The sequence below is a fragment of the Promicromonospora sp. NPDC057138 genome (genome assembly GCF_042670845.1).
In the GTDB taxonomy this organism is placed as follows: domain Bacteria; phylum Actinomycetota; class Actinomycetes; order Actinomycetales; family Cellulomonadaceae; genus Promicromonospora.
In genome coordinates this window covers 1-14652 of record NZ_JBHUUX010000099.1, presented here as the reverse complement: position 1 = coordinate 14652, position 14652 = coordinate 1, and the positions used below count along the sequence as shown (strand labels likewise).

The window sequence follows — 14652 nt, the reverse complement described above, 5'->3', positions numbered from 1 at the left end:
GCCGGGCCCCGCCGGGCCCGGCCGCGCCTGGGCCTACCTGCGCCGCACCTCCAGGTCCGCGGTCGCCTCCGAGCCCGCGAGCTCCTCCGACCCGCCGTACTGAGCCGTCACCGTGTAGGTGCCCAGCCGGACCAGCGGGGGCACGAGCACCTCGGCGCGGCCGCCCCGCAGCCGCACCGTCCGCTCGTACGGGTGCCGGTCGTCCTCGCGGGCGACCGTGACGGTCACCTGTCCCGACGGCGTGACGTCGTCGGCGGACACCGTGACCTGCACCGGGAACGGCTCCAGGGGGCGCACCGAGGCCGGGGCATCGATCCGCGTGGTCGTGGCCGCGGGCAGCAGGTCGGCCGGCACGAGCGCGCCGACCGCCGTGCGGTGCACGCCGCCCTCGTCCGTCCCGGCGTAGACCCACGCGCCGTCCGGGCTCACGGTCAGGGAGCGCACCGACATCGCGGTCAGGCCGCCCGATGCCGACGCCCACGTCGCGCCGCCGTCGGCCGAGACGAGGACCCCGGCACCGTTGGCCGCCAGCCCGTACGGCCGCCACCGCGCTGCGCCCGCGACCAGGAGCCGCGTGCCGGCGGCCGGGCCGTCCGGCACGTCGACCGCCACGAACGAGTCGACAGCGGCCGACGTGTTCGGCACCTCGGCGGCCCGGAAGGTCGCGCCGCCGTCCGCGCTGACCCGGATGCCCGGCGTCTCGCCGACCACCACGTGGTCGGCGTCCTCCGGATCGACCCACACGGACCGCGCCGCGTCCTGCGTCAAGCGGGTGATCGTCCTGCCGAGGTCGTCCGACCGGTACAGGCCGGACGACGTCGCCAGCCACAGCCGCCGCTCGTCGACCGGGTCCATCACGACCTGCTGGATCAGCATCCCGTGGGCATAGCTGGTCCACGTCTCGAACCCGTCGCGCGACACCATGAGGCCCGTGTCGACCAGCGACGTGTAGCCCACCGCCACCGTGCCCTCGTCGTGCGGGGACACGGCCAGCGCCGTCGGGCTGAAGCCCCCGGTCGGGCCGACCTGCGCGAGGTCGGCGTCGGCGTCCCCGGCGCCCGCGGTGAGGATCCGGCCGCTGCCGAACGCGTTGGTGCCCACGGCCCAGACGTCGTGGTCGCCGAGCGGCGACTGGGTCACCTCGGACACCTGACGACCGATGATGCCCTCGTGGCCGATCGAGCCCCAGTCCTGCGCGTCCGGGGCCAGGTCGGCAAGGGACTGCTGGTGCAGGCCCTCGAAGTCGACGGCGCGCAGCACGGGGTCGCCGTCGGCGTCCACCCCCGCGTCCACGTCGGAGACGTCGCTGCCCGAGACGCCGGTCTTGGTCCACTGGTCACCGTCGTCGGTCGTGTAGTACCCGGCGCCCTCCATCGCCATGACGACCTGCGCCGCGGGGGTCCCCGGCCAGTGGTCGACGTCGGTGGCGAGCGGACCCTGGACGGGCAGCGGGTGGGTCTGCCACGTCGCGCCCTGGTCGGAGCTCGTGCTGTAGGACGACAGGCCCGAGGCGTACACGGTGCCGTCGGTCAGGGTGGTGACCGTGACGTAGGACTGGCCGGTGTCGGCGCCCTCCGTCCACGTGGCGCCGCCGTCGGTCGACGTCATAGAGATGCCGTCGCCGCGGACCAGCACCGCGGTGGACCCGTCGGCCACGACGCCCTGGGGCCGGTCGCGGTAGTCCGTGGTGACGTAGGGCTGGGTGACCTCGCTGCCGCCGGTGAGCACGCCGGCGATGCGGTAGACGCCGTCGTAGGTGGCGATCAGCAGGTCGTCGCCCGCGAAGGCGGCGCCGGAGACGAGGCCGGCGTCCCATGCCGGGGCGACGCGGCGCCACTGCTGGCCGGCGTCCCGGCTGAGGTAGAGGCCGTCGTCGGTGACCGCGGCCAGCGCGTCCCCGTAGGCGACGAGCTCGCGGACCGCGACGTCCGGGAACGGCAGGACGGTCCAGGTGGCTCCGGCGTCGGGCGTGTGCACGATGCGGCCGGCGTAGCTGGGGTCGAGGACGACCCGGCCGACGGTGCCGTTGAGCGCGACGTAGAACCCGCCGGGCGTCGCGGTGTCGGCCACGGGGATGCCCCAGCCGTCGGCGACGGGCATGCTCCGCGTGCGCTGCCAGGTCGCGCCGTAGTCGGTGGTCACGAACGGGTGGACGCCGTTGCCCGCCATGGCGAGGCCGGTCCCCGGGCTGGTGGGCGAGGTGGCCAGCGCGCGGGCCGCGCCCGACAGGCCGACCTGCTCCCACGCGCCCGGCTGCTCGGCGCCCTCGGACTGCACACCACTCGTGCCGATGAGGGTGCGCCCGGTGACGGTCGCCTCGGCGTCGAGCCGGTAGGTGCCGGGCTCGTCGAGCGGCACGGTGCCGCGGAACCAGCCGGCGCTGGTGCCGACGGCGGTGAGGGCGGCGGTGTAGACGTCGCCCGACGGCGCGGTGGCGCGCACGGTCGGCGCCGCCTCCGGGTCCATGGGCGTGTGGACGAAGACCTCGCTGGATCCCGTCGCGAGCGACGGCGAGGCCTGGACCTGCAGCGGCCGCACGTAGCTCGCGTACGGGACGCGCACCGTGGTGCCGTCCGAGACGGTGCCGACGAGCACGCCGGACGTCTCGGCGTCGACCGCGCCGGCCTGGGGGGACGTGATGTCCGGGGTGACGGTGAGGTCGACCGAGGCGTCGCGGCCGGCCTTGATCTTCAGGGTCCGGGCGGACAGCTCGGTCCCGCCGGTGCTGTCGTCCGACGCCTCCGCGGAGAGCCTGACCGTCACCGCCCGGCTACCCGAGTTGTGCAGCACCACGGTGCTCGTGCGTGCGGGGTCCGGGCCCATGTCGGCCAGCCCCAGGGACAGCGTGTCGGGGGAGGCGGTGACCCGCTGGTCGACGGCGGCGGCGACGTCGAGCTTGCCGGCGCCCTGGGCGGACGGCGACGCGCCGGCGTCGTCGGACTCCAGCGGCTGCGCGCCGCCGATGAGCGACGCCCGGAGCCGGGCGGCGGTCTGCTCGGGCCGGGCCTGGGCCAGCAGGGCGGCGGCCCCCGCGACGTGCGGCGCGGCCATGGACGTGCCGGACATCCGGTACTGGTTGCCGTCCACGCCGAGCTCCGCCGGGATGTCGGACATGATCTCGAAGCCGGGCGCCACGATCTCGGGCTTGAGCGTCATGGCGTCGCTCGGGCCGCGGGAGCTGAAGCCGGTGATCGTGTCGGTCCGGTCGACCGAGCCGATGGTGCCGCGTGCAGTGCCGGCCAGCACCTCGGCCTTGAAGGTCTGGTACTGGGCCGAGGCGATGTTCATCATGACCAGGCTCTCGCGGCGCAGGTCGAAGCCGCCGCCGGCCAGCACGTTCGCGGATCCCTGCGGGCCGGCGCCGCCGTCGCCCGCCGGGTCGGTCGGGCTCGGCGTGTAGAGCAGGGCGCCGACGGCGCCGTGCTCCTCGGCGAGCTGGGCCTGCAGCAGGTGGAGGCCCTGGACCTGGCCCAGGGACGTCGTGGTCATGCTCTGCATCACGACGATCGCGCCCCGCACGTCGCCGGCCTGCTCGTAGTCCTCTTCGTCGAAGCCGTCGCCGACGTCGACCAGGCGGCCCGAAATGCCCTCGGCGGGCGGGTTCGCCGACAGCGGGAAACGGGTGACGTCCAGCGGGCGAGGGTCGTCGCCCTCCTGGGCGCCGTCGAGCGTGAGCGTCGGGTCGGCGACGCCGGTGACCTGCGCGCCGACGGCGATGACGCCCTCGGCGGCGGCCGGCGAGCCGACGCTCTGGCCGGAGGGCCCGGAGTTGCCCGCGGCGGCGACGACCACGACGCCCTGCCGCACGGCGGCGGTGGACGCGCGGCCCAGCGGGTCGGTGCCGTCGCCCGGCGTGCCGAGGCTCATGTTCACGACGTCGGCCGGGGCCTCGCCCAGCGGGTCGACGGCGGCGTCCAGCGCGAGCAGCAGGTCCTCCGTGGTGCCGCCGCCGTTCGCGTCCATGGCCTTCCACGCGGTGAGCGTGACGTCGGGCGCCATGCCGGTGAGGTTGTCGCCGCCGGCGCCGATGATGCCCGCCACGTGGGTGCCGTGCATGTGGTCGTCCATGGGGTCGGCGTCGTCGTTGACGAAGTCGTACCCGTCCACCACCCGGTGGCCCGGGCCGAACCCGGCCCCGAGGTCGGGCAGCGTGTAGTCGACGCCGGTGTCGATGATCGCGACGGTGCGGCCGTCGCCCGTGACGGGGGTACCGGCGGGGTCGGAGCGCTCCCAGACTTGCGGCGCGCCCGTGGCCGGGATGTTCGCCTCGCCGAGGATGCGCACCGGCGCGTCCTCGGTGACGCGCGCGACGCCGGGGGCCCCGCGCAGCTCGGACAGGTCCGCCGGGTCGACCGTCGCGACCATCGCGTCGAGCACGCCGGTGACGGACCTGGTGTCCGCCAGGCCGACGTCCTGACGGACGGCCCAGGAGGTGACGCCGCCCTGAGCGTCCTCGACGGTGTCGACGGCGGCCCGGTAGTCGGCGGCGAAGGCGCTGCGCGCGGTGGCCTTGCCCTTGCGGGCGGCGGCGACCTCCTCGTTGCCGACGACGTCGGCGGCGGACGGGGCGTCGAGCTCGATGATGACCCGCACCGGGTCACGGTCGGGCGCGGGGTCCGGGGCTGCGACGGCGGCGCCCGGAGGCAGGATCGCGGAGGCCGTGACGAGGGTGCCCGTGACGAGGGCACCCCAGCGGCGGCCAGAGGACAGAGGTTGCATGAGGGGTTGTCTATCCGCCGCCGGACCGGATGGGCAATGGTCCGGCTGGCCGGTTGCGGCCACTGGCCGGTACCGGCCGCAACTGTTTACACGCCGGTCACGCGGGGACCCTCTTTTTCACCCGCCATCGACGTGTCAGAGCCAGCCGCGGCGGACGGCCTGGACGCCCGCCTGGAAGCGGTTGGCCGCGCCCAGCCGGCGCAGCAGGTCCGCGCTGCGCCGCCGCAGCGTCCGCTCGGACAGCCCGAGCTCGCGCGCTATGGTCTCGTCCTTCGCGCCCGAGCCGAGGAGGGCGAGCAGCGCCCGGTCGTCCTTGCCGGGGCCACGGTCCGGGGGAGCGGCGCCCTCCAGGCTGTCGGCCGCCGGCACCTCGGCCGAGTCGGCCCACACCGCCTCGAAGGCCACGCACAGCAGGTCCACGAGCGGGCCGCCCTCGACCACCACCGCCGTCGGCCGGTGCGCGTCGAGCGTGGAGCTGACCAGCGCCGTCCGCCGGTCGGCGATGGCGAGCTTGGTGGGCAGCGACCGCGCGATCCGGGCCTGCTCGCCGACGGCGGCCGCGTAGCGGATCTCCGCCCAGGCGCCCGGCCGCTCCAGGACCTCTGCGGCGTAGACGGCCCGCCACAGCACGCCGCGCTCCAGCACGAGCGGCTCGACGGGGTTCTCGCCCGCCAGGACGTACGGCGGCCGGTCGAACGCCATGAACTCCGTGGTGACCTCGTGCTCGAGGCGGGTGTACCAGGCGCCGATCAGCGCGGGGTCGTCGATCACGTGGACGCCGCCGCCGGACTCGCCGGTGTCGGCCGTCTGCTCGAACAGCTCGGCCAGGTCCGGGATCGCGGCGCGGATGCGGTCGAGGTGCGCCTCGGTCCGCTCGGCCAGCGCGCGCAGGGCGATCCGGGGATCCACCGCCGTGTACTCGCCCTCGCTGCCGCTCGTGCGGTTGATCAGCCCGGCGGCCCGCAGCCGCGCCAGCATCGCGCCGGTGTCGGTCCCGTCGAGCGGCACGTCCTGGGCGACGTCCTCCACCCGGACCGTGCCTTGGGCGAGCACGTACCGGTAGACCAGCCGGGTGTCGTCGTCGATGCCGACGGCGTCGAAGCCGCTGTCGAGATCGGGGTCCGCTGCCATGCCCGCAGCGTAGGCCGCGGCCGACCAGCCTGCGGCCGACCCACCCGCCGTCCGACCGCGGTTTGAGCACAGCAGTTCCTGCCACACGGCCTCGATCGTGGCAGGAACTGCTGTGGTCAGCTCACGGGTCGGCCGGCGCTCACCGCGTCGACGTCCGCCAGGAAGTCGAGGATCGCGGCCGACAGGGCGGCCGGCGCCTCCAGGGCGGCGTAGTGGCCGACGGCGTCGAGCCGCACGTCCCGGACCTCGCCCGCCGTGACCTGGCGCATGGTCCGGGCGGTGAACGGGCCGCCGCCCGCACCGACGGCCAGGACCGGCATGGTCAGCGGGCTCGACGCGGCAAGGGCCCTGATCTCGTCGCCGTCGGTGAGCATCGACCGGTAGTGCGCGGCCGCCCCCGTCCACCCGCCCGGACGGGAGTACGCGCGGACGAGCTCGTCGACGTCGGCCGCGGCGATCGCACCCTCGACCGCGGTCATGGCCGGGAACGCCCACCCGAGGAACTCTCGTTCGCGGCCCGCGAGGAACAGCTCGGGGATGCCGGGCGCCGCCAGCGCGCCGATGTGCCAGAAGCCGCCGTGGGTGACGTCGCCCAGCGCCTCGACCCCGAAGCCGGGCAGGCCCGTCTCGACGGCGGTGAGGCTGCGGACGGCCTCGGGGTGCGTGGCCGCGAGCCGGAACACCGTGGCTCCGCTGATGTCCTGGCCCGTGAGGTGCACGGGGCCGACGTCGAGCCGCTCGACGAGGCCGTGCAGGTCGGCGGCCGCCGTCGTGCTGTCGTGGCCGGCCTCTGCCGTGCCCGAGTCGCGAATCCGCGCAGGTCGACGGCGAACACCCGGTGTCGCTCGGCCAGCAGGGGGATGAGCCGGTGGAACGCCCACCAGGTCTCCGGGAACCCGTGGACCAGCAGGACCGGGGAGCCGTCGGCGCCCGCGGACACGTAGTGAAGCTCGGTCCCGTTGACCCCCGCCGTGTGGTGCGTGATGCCGGGGACGGGCGTGCTCGACGTCGCGATGCTCATGCTCGGTGCTCCTTGTGTCGCCAGTGTCGCCAGGAAGGTGTCGCCAGGTCGGCTAGATGGACAACCGGGTTGTCCAAACATAGACAACCCGGTTGTCGTTGTCAATGAGCGCTCTAGGCTGGGCCCATGTCTCGATCTGGCGCTGATCTCGCACTCCTGCTGCTGGGCGGCTTTCGGACGCTCGTGGACGCCGCGACGGTGGAGCTGGCGGCCCGCGGGTACGACGACGTCCGCCCGGTGCACGACTTCGCGATGCGTGCCATCGCTGCGGGCGCCGACAGCGCCGCCGACCTGGGGCGGCGCACGTCGGTCTCGAAGCAGGCGGCGGCGAAGACCATCGCGGTCCTCGTCGACCGCAGCTACGTGTCGCGTGAGCCGGACCCCGGCGACGCCCGGCGCAAGCGGCTGCAGGTGACGCCGCTCGGGTTCGAGGTACTGCGGCAAGGGGAGTCGATCTTCGACGAGCTACGCGAGAAGTGGGCGCGGCAGATCGGCGCCGCCGAGCTGGCGGCGCTGGAGGCCCAGCTGACGAAGCTGGTCGGGGACGGCGCGGTGCGCGTGGACGAGCCGGGCTGGGTCGCGCAGGACGCCGGCTGAGGTCCGCTCGCGGGTGAATCGACCGGCCGCCCGGTGCGGCACGCACTAGCCTGAGCCGGAGGCTGACAGGAGACGTGATGGCGAACCTGACGATCGTGGAGCGGTCGCCCGACCCGGAGACGCACGACCCGGGCGCGCGGTGGCCCTCGATCGCCGAGCGGATCCGCTCCCTGGGCCAGAGCCGCCTGGGCGCGCTCCTCCTGCTGCTCGGGACCGTCGCGGCGATCGTCTGGGCCAATGTCTCCTTCGGCTCGTACAGCGAGTTCTGGGAGACGCACCTGAGCGTCGGCGTGGAGGACCTGCAGGTCGAGTTCACGCTGCACGCCCTGGTCAACGACGCGCTCATGGCCCTGTTCTTCTTCACGGTCGGCCTGGAGGTGCGCCGCGAGTTCGCCATCGGCGAGCTCACGAGCTGGTCCCGGGCCGTGGTGCCGGTGGTGGCCGCCGCCGCGGGGCTCGCCGTCCCCGCCGTCCTCTACGTGTTGATCGCCCAGGGGACCGGCTGGGAGGGCGCGTGGGGGATCGTCATCTCGACGGACACCGCGTTCGTCGTCGGCGCGCTGGCGCTCATCGGGCCGAGGGCGCCCGGGAGGCTGCGAGTGTTCCTGCTGGCGCTCGCCGTCGTCGACGACATCGGGGCGCTGTCGATCATCGCGCTCGTCTACACCGAGAACTTCGACCCCCTCCCGCTGCTGATCGCGGCGGTCGGCCTGGTCGGCGTCTACCTCACGCGGTACGTGCCCACCGGCCGCGGGCCGATCTATGCCACGCTCTCGATCATCGTCTGGCTCGCGTTCCTGGCCTCCGGCGTGCACCCGACGCTGGCCGGCGTCGCCATCGCGCTCCTGGTGCCGGTCTACCGGCCCAGCCGGCGGGACGTCGAGCACGCGCTGACCCTGGCGCGCACGTTCCGGCAGTCGCCGAACAGCGACTACGCGCGGGCCGCCGCGAACAGCCTCCGTGAGTCCATCTCGATCAACGAGCGGCTGCAGTCCGCGTACGCGCCGTACGTGGCCTACGTGATCCTGCCGCTCTTCGCGCTGTCCAACGCGGGCGTGCAGATCAACGCGGAGATCCTGGCCGCGGCGGCCGGCTCGGCCGTGACGCTGGGCATCGTGGTGGGGCTCGTCGTCGGAAAGTACGTCGGCGTCCTGGGGTCGGGTGCCGTGATGAAGGCGCTGCGCATCGGCGACCTGGGACCCGGCCTGACGCTCGACCGCCTCGCCGGCGGCGGCGCGCTGTGCGGCATCGGCTTCACGATCGCCCTGTTCATCGTCGACCTCGCCATCGACGACCCGGCGGTGCAGAACGAGGCCCGCGTGGGCGTGCTCTCGGCGTCGGTCGTCGCGTTCCTGATCGCCGCGGTGATCTTCAAGGTCTCCGACCGGGTGCACCCGGCGAAGGAGGCCGGGGCCACGCTGCTGCGGCCCGTCGACCCCGCGCGGGACCACGTGTTCGGCCCGCCTAACGCGCCGTTCACGCTGGTCGAGTACGGGGACTTCCAGTGCGGGTTTTGCTCCAAGGCGTCCGGCGCGATCCAGGAGGTGCACCGGGAGCTCGGCGACCGGCTGCGGTACGTCTGGCGGCACGCGCCGCTCGACCGGTACCACCCGAACGCCGTCGCGGCGGCCGAGGCGGCGGAGGCGGCGGCGCTGCAGGGCGAGTTCTTCGCGATGGAACGGAGCCTGCTCCTGGACCAGGAGAACCAGCTGCCCTCGGACATCGTGCGCCGCGCGGACGATCTCGGGCTCGACGTCGAGCGGTTCGAGCGGGACCTGGTGTCCCCGGAGGTGGCCGGGCGGGTCCGGGACGACATGCTCGACGCCGAGGCGATGGACATCACCGCCGTCCCGACGTTCTTCGTGAACGGCCGCCGGCACACCGGGCCGTACGACGCGCAGTCGCTGGTCCGGGCGCTGGAGCGCACCGACCCAGCCGCTGGCCGGGCCTAGCCGGACCGGCCGAGCCCGGCGTCGCGGGCCAGCACTATCGCCTGCCCGCGCTCGGACAGGTGCAGCTTCGTCAGGATCACCGAGACGTTGTTGGCCACCGTCTTGGGCGACAGGAACAGGGCGTGGCCGATCTCGACGTTCGTGAGGCCGGCGGCGAGCCTGTCGAGGATCAGCCGCTCCCGCTCGGTGAGCTCGGGGAACGCCGCCGCCCTGCTCGTGGGGCCGTCGGCGAACAAGGTCCGCAGGCGCTGCGCGAGCGCCGCGCCGAACACGGCCTGGCCGGCCGCGGCGGAGTGCACGGCCGCGAGGATGTCCTCGCCGTCGGCCCCCTTGAGCAGGTAGCCGACGGCGCCCGCTGCTATCGCCGCGTGCACCGTGCCGTCGTCCTCGAACATCGTCAGCACCAGCACCGCGGTGCCGGGTCGCGCCGCGAGGATCTGGCGGGTGGCCTCCAGGCCCGACAGCTCCGGGAGCTGCAGGTCCATCAGGACGACGTCGGGCTCGGCGTCGGCGACCACCTCCACCGCGGCGCGGCCGTCGGCGGCCTGGCCGACGACGGCGACGCCCGCGTCCGAGGCGAGGACCGCTTCGAGCCCCTGCCGTACGAGCTGGTGGTCGTCGACGATGACGACACGGATGGTTCCCTCGGTCGTCATCTGCTGGCCTCCGTTCGTGGTGGCTCGGCCAACGGGAACGACGCACGGAGCCGGCCGCCCGCTCCCGTGGGACCCATCTCCAGCGTCCCGCCGAGCTCGGACACGCGTTCCCGCATGGCGACGGTGCCGACGCCGTGCGCCCACGGCACACGCGACGGGCCGTCGTCCACGACCTCGACGACCGCGCTGCCGTCGGTGACGTCGAGCCGGATCCGGCAGGTGCGCGCCCCGGCGTGCCGCACCGCGTTGGTCACGCCCTCGACCGCGATGCGGAACAGCGCGACCTCGACCGCGGCGGGCAGCGCCGGCAGAGCGTCGCCCTCGACCTCGATGTCGACCGTGCTGCCGTCCTCGATCCGGTGCACGTGAGCGGTGATCGCCCCGACCACTCCGAGGTCGTCCAGCGCGGGCGGGCGGAGGGAGTAGACGACTGAGCGCAGATCGGCGATGGCCTGGCTGGACGCTTCCTTGGCGCGAGCGAGGAGTACGAGCGGGTCGCCGTCGCCGGCAGTCAGCCGGGACCTGAGCGCGTCGAGGTTGAGCCCGACGCTGGTCAGGAGCGGGCCCAGGCCGTCGTGCAGGTCGCGGCGCAGCCTGCGCCGCTCCTCCTCGCGCGCCTCGACAAGGCGCTGGCGGGAGGCCACCAGGTCGGCGGTGAGCGCCGCCGCGTGCACGGCGGCGCCCGCCTGTCGTGCCAGGTCGGCCAGCACTGCGCGGTCGCGCGCGTCCAGCGTCGACTCCCCGCGCCGCGGGGCGGCGACCAGGGTGCCGACGGGCGCGCCCTGGGACATGAGTGGCCAGCGGCCGAGCTCGGCGTCCGTCTCCGTGTCCGTGTCCCTGTCCCTGTCCGCGGGCTTCCGGTCGCCGTGCTGGGCCAGCACCGAGCCGTCACGGGGCCGCTCGATCGCGACATAGGGCAGCCGGAGCGAGTCCGCGACCGCCGTGACCACGGTCTTCAGGACCTCGCCCGGGTCGGCCACGGCGTCGAGCTGCCGGCTGAGGTCGCGCAACGCGCGGGAGGGATCGCTGCGATGGCCGTAGAAGAGCTCGTCGACCAGCCGCTGGCTGCGGCGCAGCGCCGGGCCGAGGACGAGCGCCGCGACCACCGCGGCGGTCACCAGCCCGACCCGCTCTCCCTGGAGCGCCGTGACGCCGGCCGCCGACGCGGCGAAGATCCCGGTCACCAGGACCGTCACCAGCAGGTACGCCGCGGACCTCCGGATGATGTTGTCGATCGCCCACAGCCGGTAGCGGAGGATCGGGATGACCAGGGTGGTGGTGAACAGGAGCCCGTCGGCGAGGTTCACCGCGAGCGGGAGCGTCTCGGTGACGGCGAGCGGGAACAGGGCGAGCGAGAGCACGACGCCGTATGCGCGCCATCGGAGCTGGTCGCGTTCGACGCCGGTGGCCTTCCAGGCTTGGCGGACGATCCGGAGCCCGGCGACGATCCCCACCAGGATCACGAGCGGGATGGCTGCGGTGAGGGCCAGCGCGACCTCCCCGACGGCCGTCCCACCCGTCAGCGGGTTGTGGATGGTCGCCGTCGTGCCGTCGACGCGGTTCAGCTCGAGCGACCAGTCGCCGAGCAGCCCCCCGGTCAGGCCGAGCGCGATCCCCGCGATGAGCAGCCAGTTCAGCACCCGCCCGAACCGCGACGTCACCCGGCCGCTCGGGAACCGGACGTTCACCAGGCCCTGGACCGCTGCCGGCAGGAACTGCACCGTGGCCAGCAGGCAGCCGTACTCGAGCACCGGGCTGTCCGCGCCGCGGCTGAGTGCGGCGTAGGACTGCGAGGCAATCGCCAAGCCGACGGCGACGACCGCGGCGCAGCCCGAGAGCAGCCAGCCGAACGGGAGATCCGGACGACGCGCGACGAGGACGGCGCCGACGAGCGCGTACGGCACGACGTAGGCGAGCGTCGTCGCGATCTGCGTCACCTGGTCGCGAGGGGCAGGGTTCAGCATCGGGAGCGCGGCAACCGTGACGGCTGCCCCGACGACGGCGACGGCCAGCAGCAGGCCCGCCGCCGGCACCGGGTGGGTGCGCGGCGACCAGGTGCGCCTGGTCACGACGCTGGTCACGGTGCTGGTCACAATGCCTCAACCCTGACTCGTCACCGGTGCGCCCGCAATGGAGCGGGATTCCCGGACATCGGGAGGTTGTCCCGCAGACGCGGGAGTCTCCGGTGAACCCCGGCTCTGTCCGCGGGAACGACCGGCGGCCGACGATCAGGTCATCAGCGCCTGGCACGACAAGCCGGCCGGGCCACCGCAGTCAGGAGAACATCATGAAGCTCGTCCGGATCCTCGCGATCTTCCCGCTCGCCCTGATCTCGCTGATGAACGTCGGCTACCCGTTCGGAACCGAACCGAAGCCCGCGCTGGCGCTCGCCGTCGCCATCGTGGCGCTGGGCGTCGCGGGGTTCGTGGCCGCGTTCGGCCTCGCCCTCAATACCACGTGGGGCTTCCCGGCCGCCCTCGTCGTCGCCGCCGTCAACGTGATCGGCGCGATCATCGCGCTCGTCTCGGACAGCGGGGGCGCGATGATCGGCCTCGTCGTCAGCTCGCTCGCGCTGCTGCTCGTGTTCCTCGCCGGCGCCAGGCGGCCCAAGGTGTCGCCGGCCTGACCACGCAAGGGTCGTGGCGGATGGTCGGTAGAACGTCAGGAGATCGGCAGCCCGGGCTGCCGATCTCCTGACGTCTTACCGACCATCCGTGCCTGGGCTCAGCCCTTCACCGAGCCCGACATGAGGCCGCCGACGAAGTACTTGCCGAGGATGATGTAGACCACGAGCGTCGGCAGCGACGCGAACAGCGCGCCCGCCATGGAGACGCCGTAGTTCTGCAGCAGCGCGCCGTTGGCCAGGTTGTTCAGCGCCACGGTGACGGGGCCGTTCTGGGACGACGAGAAGAACACCGCGAACAGGAAGTCGTTCCAGGCCGAGGTGAACTGCCAGATGAGCACCACGACGAAGCTGGGGACCGAGATCGGCAGCAGGATCGACCAGTAGGTCCGCAGCATGCCCGCGCCGTCGACGCGCGCCGCCTCGATCAGCTCGTTCGGCACCGTCGTGTAGTAGTTGCGGAAGATCAGCGTCGTGATCGGGATGCCGTAGATCACGTGCAGCATGATCAGCGTCGGCACACCGCTCGGTATCCCCAGGCCCAGGACGAGCTGGTTGAGCGGGATCATCACGGCCTGGTACGGGATGAACATCCCGAACAGGATCACCGTGAACACGATGTCCGCGCCGCGGAAGCTCCACCGGGCCAGCACGAACCCGTTCAGCGACCCGAGGAACGCCGAGATGATGGCGCTCGGCACCACGATCTCGAGGCTGCGCAGGATCGAGGGCGACAGGCTCACCCACGCCGTCTCCCAGTTGTCGAGCGTCCAGAGCTGGGGCAGGGCCCACGCGCGGCTGGGGTCGGCGTCGCCGGTGGCCTTGAAGCTCGTCACCAGCAGCACGTACACGGGGATCAGGACGATGAGCACGAAGAGGATCAGCGCCAGGTACTTCAGGGTGCGGGCGGTGGAGTACCGGCCCGTCCTCAGGCGCGGCCCGCTGGGCGCCGGGTGCGGCGCGGTGAGCTGCTCGGCTGCGGCGGTCATCACTTCTCCTCGCGGTTCGTGCGGATCAGGTACGGCACGATGACGAGCGCGACGATGATCAGCAGGATCGAGCCGACGGCGGCGGCGTTCGCGTAGTCGAAGCTCGACTTGAACACGTACATGTCGACGGCCGGGACCTTGGTCTGGTAGTTGGCCGGCTTGGAGATCGACATGATGAGGTCGAACGCCTTGAGCGACATGTGGCCGATGATGATCAGCGCGGACAGGGCGATCGGCGAGAGCTGCGGGAACAGGACGTACCTGTACATCTTCCACTCGCTCGCGCCGTCGATCCGCGCGGCCTCGCGCAGCTCGTCGGGGATGCCGCGGAACCCGGCGAGGAACAGCGCCATCACGTAGCCGGAGAGCTGCCAGATCGCGGGGATCGCGATGGCGATGATGCCGAAGGTGACGTTGTTCCACCAGTTGTTCTGCAGGGCGTCGAGCCCGATGATCTGGAACAGCCGGTTGAGGCCGGAGGCCTGCTCGTCCTGGTTGGAGTTGAGCAGCCAGCGCCACACGACGCCCGAGGCGATGAACGAGACCGCCATCGGGAAGAGGTAGACGGAGCGGAAGATGCCCTCGCCCTTCACGGGCTTCTCCAGCATCCAGGCCCACAGGAAGCCCATGATCATGGTCCCGGCGAGGAACACGACCGTGTACAGGACGAGGTTCATCAGCGAGTGCTGGAAGTCCGGGCTGCCCAGCAGGTCGAGGTAGTTCTCGAACCACACGTTGACCGCCGGCTTCTGCCCGGTGGCCTGTGCTGCCGTGTGGTTGTCCGTCAGGGACGTGGTGAAGTTGGCGACGATCAGCCCGTAGACGAAGACGCCGACGAGGATCAGGGACGGGGCGAGCATGAGGAGCGGTGGCCCGACCCGCCGCAGTTTCTTGAGCATTGAGGTCCCTCGGTGGTGGTCCTGTTGTTGGCAGAGCCGCGCGCCGTCGGGGTTCACCCGACGGC

10 protein-coding genes and 1 pseudogene are annotated in these 14652 nt (G+C 73.0%); 3 read left to right on the top strand and 8 right to left on the bottom strand.

From position 1 onward, the window contains the following. Positions 1-33 precede the first annotated feature (33 nt). From ACFT2C_RS27760 to ACFT2C_RS27745, 4 genes and pseudogenes are all read right to left on the bottom strand, one after another. Positions 34-4719, bottom strand: a complete 4686-nt coding sequence (locus tag ACFT2C_RS27760; protein ID WP_377210330.1) for a S8 family serine peptidase — start codon at positions 4717-4719, stop codon at positions 34-36. A gap of 135 nt (positions 4720-4854) precedes the next feature. Continuing rightward, positions 4855-5850, bottom strand: coding sequence for a hypothetical protein (locus ACFT2C_RS27755; protein WP_377210329.1), 996 nt, complete (start codon positions 5848-5850; stop codon positions 4855-4857). Positions 5851-5966: 116 nt separating this feature from the next. Then, entirely contained in the window at positions 5967-6731 is a 765-nt protein-coding gene (locus ACFT2C_RS27750) for an alpha/beta fold hydrolase (RefSeq protein ID WP_377210328.1), read from the bottom strand. Continuing rightward, a pseudogene (locus tag ACFT2C_RS27745) lies at positions 6707-6871 on the bottom strand (alpha/beta fold hydrolase); the annotation flags it as partial. The gene ACFT2C_RS27750 and the pseudogene ACFT2C_RS27745, both read right to left, overlap by 25 nt. A gap of 126 nt (positions 6872-6997) precedes the next feature. Here ACFT2C_RS27745 and ACFT2C_RS27740 point away from each other — a divergent pair. Both ACFT2C_RS27740 and nhaA read left to right on the top strand, forming a co-directional pair. Further along, positions 6998-7468 (top strand): MarR family winged helix-turn-helix transcriptional regulator, encoded by a 471-nt coding sequence (locus ACFT2C_RS27740; RefSeq protein WP_377210327.1) that lies wholly within the window; start codon positions 6998-7000, stop codon positions 7466-7468. A 77-nt stretch (positions 7469-7545) separates the two neighbouring features. Then, entirely contained in the window at positions 7546-9420 is a 1875-nt protein-coding gene (nhaA, locus tag ACFT2C_RS27735; RefSeq protein WP_377210326.1) for a Na+/H+ antiporter NhaA, read from the top strand. On the opposite strand, the gene ACFT2C_RS27730 is transcribed toward nhaA, so the two are convergent. Then, positions 9417-10076, bottom strand: a complete 660-nt coding sequence (locus tag ACFT2C_RS27730) for a response regulator (RefSeq protein WP_377210325.1) — start codon at positions 10074-10076, stop codon at positions 9417-9419. The two genes, nhaA and ACFT2C_RS27730, sit on opposite strands and share 4 nt — an antisense overlap. Continuing rightward, complete coding sequence (locus ACFT2C_RS27725; protein ID WP_377210324.1) at positions 10073-12169, bottom strand: sensor histidine kinase; 2097 nt, start codon at positions 12167-12169, stop codon at positions 10073-10075. Before ACFT2C_RS27725 ends, ACFT2C_RS27730 begins: the two co-directional genes overlap by 4 nt. A gap of 194 nt (positions 12170-12363) precedes the next feature. Here ACFT2C_RS27725 and ACFT2C_RS27720 point away from each other — a divergent pair, with 194 nt between their 5' ends. Beyond that, positions 12364-12702 carry a hypothetical protein gene (locus tag ACFT2C_RS27720; protein ID WP_377210323.1) on the top strand — a complete coding sequence of 113 codons (339 nt, stop codon included), beginning with the start codon at positions 12364-12366 and terminating at the stop codon, positions 12700-12702. A gap of 98 nt (positions 12703-12800) precedes the next feature. Here ACFT2C_RS27720 and ACFT2C_RS27715 read toward each other — a convergent pair whose 3' ends face one another. Then, complete coding sequence (locus tag ACFT2C_RS27715) at positions 12801-13688, bottom strand: carbohydrate ABC transporter permease (protein WP_377210322.1); 888 nt, start codon at positions 13686-13688, stop codon at positions 12801-12803. Next, complete coding sequence (locus ACFT2C_RS27710; protein WP_377210331.1) at positions 13688-14587, bottom strand: carbohydrate ABC transporter permease; 900 nt, start codon at positions 14585-14587, stop codon at positions 13688-13690. Before ACFT2C_RS27710 ends, ACFT2C_RS27715 begins: the two co-directional genes overlap by 1 nt. Positions 14588-14652: the final 65 nt, after the last annotated feature.